At 60.7% G+C, this 4,161-nt stretch carries 7 protein-coding genes; all 7 read right to left on the reverse strand.

The genetic code is table 11. The features are described from left to right. Positions 1-114: 114 nt before the first annotated feature. Complete coding sequence (locus tag H0W40_RS19460; RefSeq protein WP_292449515.1) at positions 115-456, reverse strand: hypothetical protein; 342 nt, start codon at positions 454-456, stop codon at positions 115-117. A 71-nt stretch (positions 457-527) separates the two neighbouring features. Beyond that, on the reverse strand, positions 528-1,520 hold the full coding sequence (locus tag H0W40_RS19465; RefSeq protein WP_292449517.1) for a N4-gp56 family major capsid protein: 993 nt from the start codon (positions 1,518-1,520) through the stop codon (positions 528-530). A 10-nt stretch (positions 1,521-1,530) separates the two neighbouring features. Continuing rightward, the gene (locus H0W40_RS19470) at positions 1,531-2,424 is read right to left on the reverse strand and encodes a hypothetical protein (RefSeq protein ID WP_292449519.1); all 894 of its coding nucleotides are present in this window, start codon (positions 2,422-2,424) and stop codon (positions 1,531-1,533) included. 68 nt (positions 2,425-2,492) lie between these two features. After that, positions 2,493-2,645: a hypothetical protein gene (locus H0W40_RS19475; RefSeq protein ID WP_292449521.1), complete on the reverse strand. Its 153-nt coding sequence runs from the start codon at positions 2,643-2,645 to the stop codon at positions 2,493-2,495. A gap of 18 nt (positions 2,646-2,663) precedes the next feature. Next, a complete protein-coding gene (locus H0W40_RS19480) occupies positions 2,664-2,867 on the reverse strand; it encodes a hypothetical protein (protein ID WP_292449523.1) in 204 nt (67 codons plus the stop codon). Next, positions 2,864-3,178 (reverse strand): hypothetical protein, encoded by a 315-nt coding sequence (locus tag H0W40_RS19485; RefSeq protein WP_292449525.1) that lies wholly within the window; start codon positions 3,176-3,178, stop codon positions 2,864-2,866. The genes H0W40_RS19480 and H0W40_RS19485 overlap by 4 nt, the downstream gene beginning before the upstream one ends. Continuing rightward, on the reverse strand, positions 3,175-4,161 hold a 987-nt coding region (locus tag H0W40_RS19490), incomplete at its 5' end, for a hypothetical protein (protein ID WP_292449526.1). The genes H0W40_RS19485 and H0W40_RS19490, both read right to left, overlap by 4 nt.

Below are 4,161 nucleotides of genomic sequence, written 5' to 3' on the forward strand. Positions count from 1 at the left end.
CTGCACCGAGCGCAGCCAGGGCGTCCTCAATGCTGACCTTGGGATCGCTGACGGTGCCAATGGCAACGCCGGTAATGTCATCGCATATGGGTCCGAGAACGCCGTTGATGTCGCTCACGCGAGCACCGGCCGGCCGTCTCGATCGACTTCGGTGCCGATTTCCATGTCGCCGTCGTACTTCTCCGCGTTGAACGGATACGAGGGCACCTCCCGCACAATCCTTGTCTTGGGGTCCATCACGCCCTGAATGGCGTTGCGCAATACGCTGATGACGCACTCGGGCACCACCACGCGCTTGCCGCGCTTGAGCGTGGCGCCGTAGTCGCCGTTGCTGATGTAAACGGGATCAACCGCGCCCTCTAATTCGGACTCGGGAATCTCGACGATGTATTTCTGCATCGAGCGCGCCAGCGCAACTACGCTCACATCAGAAACGGTCGGGGTCTTGGTAGCCATCTGATCTCCAAAAAGAAAAGGCCCGGAAGGGTTTCCCCCACCGGGCCTCACTGCGTTGTCTACTGCTTTGTTTACAGAGCCGTTACGCCGACTTCAATCCGGCGCATCCATGCCTCGTTGAGCCGGACCGCCTGGAACCAGGCTTTCCAACCAACTGAGCCGCGCTGGCCGAGAGGATCGCCGCCGCGGGCTTCACCCGGACGCAGAACCTTGATCTCGGAGCTGGACATGCCCTTGAGCGGCGTGGTGCCATACGCTTCCTTGGCTACGACGATCATCGGGTACACGTCGATGTTGGCGCCGCCGGTGGACTTCAGACCGGTAGCGCCGATCGCCACGCCCGCATTTGCGAACGAGACGAACAGCGGCGAGCACACAAAGCGCACGTCCTCGACGGTGCCGAGTTCTTCCGGGCACAGCACTTGACGCGAGCCGTAGTCGGCCACCTTGGTGAAGCCTGGCAGCGCACGGATGTCGGACGCGGCGTCGGTGTGGGTGAAGGCGACGAATGCCGCTTCTACCGCACGGGTGCCGATGTTGGTCGATGGCGACAGGATCGAGGTGATGCGCTTGGCACGGTTGCCCATGAGGTTGCGCACCGACTCTTGCACCAGGGCGAGCGTGATCTTGCTGGCCACCGTGACGCGCGATGTACCGCCGCCGTACTTGACCGACGTGCCACCCTTCAGCACGTTGTAGGTCACGATCTCAAGCGTCTCGGCGGCGTTTTCACCGGCGAGCATCATTTGATCGTTGAGAACGGGGTCCTCGTGCAGGTCTTGAATCTTGTCGGTGAGTTCGACGAAATCGCCGTACTCAGCCAACACGACCGACACGTCGGTGTAGCCAATGCTCTTGGCCGCAGGCGTGACGCCTTCGGTCAATGGCGTGGTGGTAACGGACCAGGGGTTCGGACGACGGAACTTGACGTTCTCGCCCTTGTGCTTGGGGACTGGTTTGACCAGGCCCATCTTCTGCAAAACGATGATGGGCTCGGCGTGGGACAGCATCTGCTCATGCGCGTAGATGCCTACGCGCGGGGTGATATCGCCGTAAACGGACATTTAAATTCCTTTATCTTTGCTGGCGCTCGCGCGCTTTGTCGCGCTGGCGAACACGCCAATTGAAGTTGCCTTCCGGGTCTGATTCAGGATCAGGCTCGCCGGTTGGATTGGGAGCGCTTTTCGTCGTCGGCACATCGACCGACCGACTCAGGCGCGCTTCACGATCTTTCTTGATCCGGGTTACGTCGCTAGCAGGGGCTGGCGCAGCAGGGGGGGCGGATGCAAGCTCAAACGACCGCAGCAGGACGGCGTAATCGCGCGTACTGTCGCTGTCGAATCTCTTTTGCGTCTGCTCATCCTGTTGGGCGAGCCAATAGTTGAACTCGGGCGATTCCATCGTCTCGCGCCAGTTGGGGTACATCCCTCCGAGGACTTCCAACTTGGCCTGAAACTTCGCCCGCTCGACCTGTTCGTTGAACGTGCGCTCGGTCTGAGCAACACGCGCATTGACCGCGGCCGCAAGTTCGGGAAACTCTGCTGCTAGCCTCGCTTGTGGATCATCTTCGCCTGCCGCTGGTGCGGGAGCCGGTGCTGGTGTAGCGGCTTGACGGCGCTTGGCGGCGTCTTGCTCGCGCTGTAAGGCAGCGGCGCGTCCGATAGCGGAGCGGCGCTCGTTATCAATCTTGGCAAAGTAATCGCGCGTGGCCTGATCTAGCTTGCTCAAATCGAGCGCGGGTGGCGCAGGAGCAGCGGCCGGTGCCGGCGTAGGCGCGATTACTTTCGTTTCGTCTGGAGTCGCTATAGGCGTCTCAGTGACCGGTACAGGAGCGGGTGCAGGTGCAGCCGGTTCCGGGTCGGACTTTTCAGAGGGCGCGTCAGGCAGTTCTTCGCCGGTGGCGCGCGCTTTGGAAAGTTCGTTGAACAGACTCTCTAAGTCCTCGGGTGTCTCGGTCGGGGTCGTCATCAATGCTCCAAAATGCAAAAAGCCCGCGGGTTGCGGGCTCTTTTGAGGGGGTGGTGCCGATCAGTACATCAAACCGACCACACCCTTTCTCTTAGGAATTCAAGGGCTTGCATCAGGTCGGCGGCTTGGTGGACTTCGCTCAAGCCGTCTTTGGTCCAGGAGGCGATGAAGCCGTCGCTAGTGGCGGTCAGTGTTGCCACGTAGAGCGTGCGGGCGTCCATGCCGCCTCCCCAATAAATTTAGTACATCGCCACCGGCGGCTGGTCAGACTTAGCGGCCGCGCGCGGCGGGTCGTTGTAGCGCAGCACCTGGCGCCAGACGGTGATCTGGCCACGCAGGTGCTGGGTCATTTCTGGCGGGTTCTGCTTTTCCAGTTGCTCGCACAAACCCTTGAGCTTCAGTTCGATCTCCACCCGCTTGATGTGGATGATCGGATCGCTCATATCCAGGCAACTGGGCGCTTACCCGGCTTCACCATGTCGGCCGGTACGCGACCTTGATCGCCGTCGGCAAACACCATGTAAACAAAGCCGTCTTTAATCACATAGCAGCCGGGAATCTCATTCTGGCCTGCCGGCGCGCGCGCCACGAAATAGACGGAGCGCATGGCGCCGGCCGGGCAATCGCCCCGCTCGGCATACAGGCTCACCGCGTCGGACTTGCCGCCGTTGCCGTCGTTGAACACAATGTGGCCGACCGGAGCCGGCGCATTCGTTACCACTGCCAGAAATATCGCTTGTGCAATCAGGTTCATATGCCCGTCCCGTAAACAGACTTCGCTGCCATCTCCGCGTTGAATCTTTGGTTGTCGTTGTCTATGTCCATCCGCTTGATGCCAAGCGAATTGGTAAGTTGTTCCATCGAGATGTTGGCGTCGGTGGCGAGCTTTTGCATCGCCAACTGGAAGTCCTTGTCGTGCATCGCTTCTTCGAGCTTCAGGCGAGCGGAGCCCAGTTCGGCATCGTTCTTGATCGACAGCTTGTCGGTCGCATCCTTCATTTCGGCCACCACCACGCGCGGGTCTTTGGGCGGTTCGGGCGGGTTCTTGCGCATCTCCTCGATCATCTGCTCGATCTTTTCGGGCGCTTCGAGCAGGGAACGATTCACGCGCAGCAGCCGCACGCCTTCTTCGAGCACCTGATCCCACTTGGTCGCTTGCGCGAACAGCGGGTTGCTTTGCAGGAACTGCATGAACTGCATGAAGCTCTGCAACTGCTGCTCGCGCTCCATCAGCGCACTCGATCCGCGCGCCTGGATGTTGAAGTCGCCCTTCAATTCCTCGTCGGGGTTGAACTCCATGTTCCAGTTGTAACAACCGGTGATAAACGGCACCGTGATGCCGTCATCGACCGCTTTCACGCTGCGCCGCAGCATGACACCGGCGGCGTCCATCAGCATCGACATGCCACCCTTGGTCTTGGTGATATGCGCGGCCTGGTCGCCCTGCGCAATCAGCGGCAGCGAGCTTTCTTCGTCGGCCAGTCGAATCGCCAACTGGAACAGCGGCAGCAGCCATTCGAGATGCAGCTTCGTCTCGAACAGCTTCATCACCGTGTTCACGTCCTTGGACGAGTCGGTCAGATACCAGACCTTGCGCGGGGTCATGCGCGGGCTGCCATCGGCCGGGGTAATCGCTTCCGGCGCGTACACAAGCTGACCACCCACGGCCAGGCCGGAGTTGTCGTAGATCATGCGCACGGCGCTGTTGGCCATCATCTGCGAGGAGCGCATCTGGCG

It is taken from the genome of Methylibium sp., from assembly GCF_013817345.1.
Lineage (GTDB): Bacteria > Pseudomonadota > Gammaproteobacteria > Burkholderiales > Burkholderiaceae_C > Methylibium.

What these genes read in the sequence shown, in the direction of transcription:
- H0W40_RS19460 (WP_292449515.1), bottom strand. Translation starts at nt 456, where the DNA reads ATGGCTACCAAGACCCCGACCGTTTCTGATGTGAGCGTAGTTGCGCTG.
- H0W40_RS19465 (WP_292449517.1), bottom strand. Translation starts at nt 1,520, where the DNA reads ATGTCCGTTTACGGCGATATCACCCCGCGCGTAGGCATCTACGCGCAT.
- H0W40_RS19470 (WP_292449519.1), bottom strand. Translation starts at nt 2,424, where the DNA reads ATGACGACCCCGACCGAGACACCCGAGGACTTAGAGAGTCTGTTCAAC.
- H0W40_RS19475 (WP_292449521.1), bottom strand. Translation starts at nt 2,645, where the DNA reads ATGGACGCCCGCACGCTCTACGTGGCAACACTGACCGCCACTAGCGAC.
- H0W40_RS19480 (WP_292449523.1), bottom strand. Translation starts at nt 2,867, where the DNA reads ATGAGCGATCCGATCATCCACATCAAGCGGGTGGAGATCGAACTGAAG.
- H0W40_RS19485 (WP_292449525.1), bottom strand. Translation starts at nt 3,178, where the DNA reads ATGAACCTGATTGCACAAGCGATATTTCTGGCAGTGGTAACGAATGCG.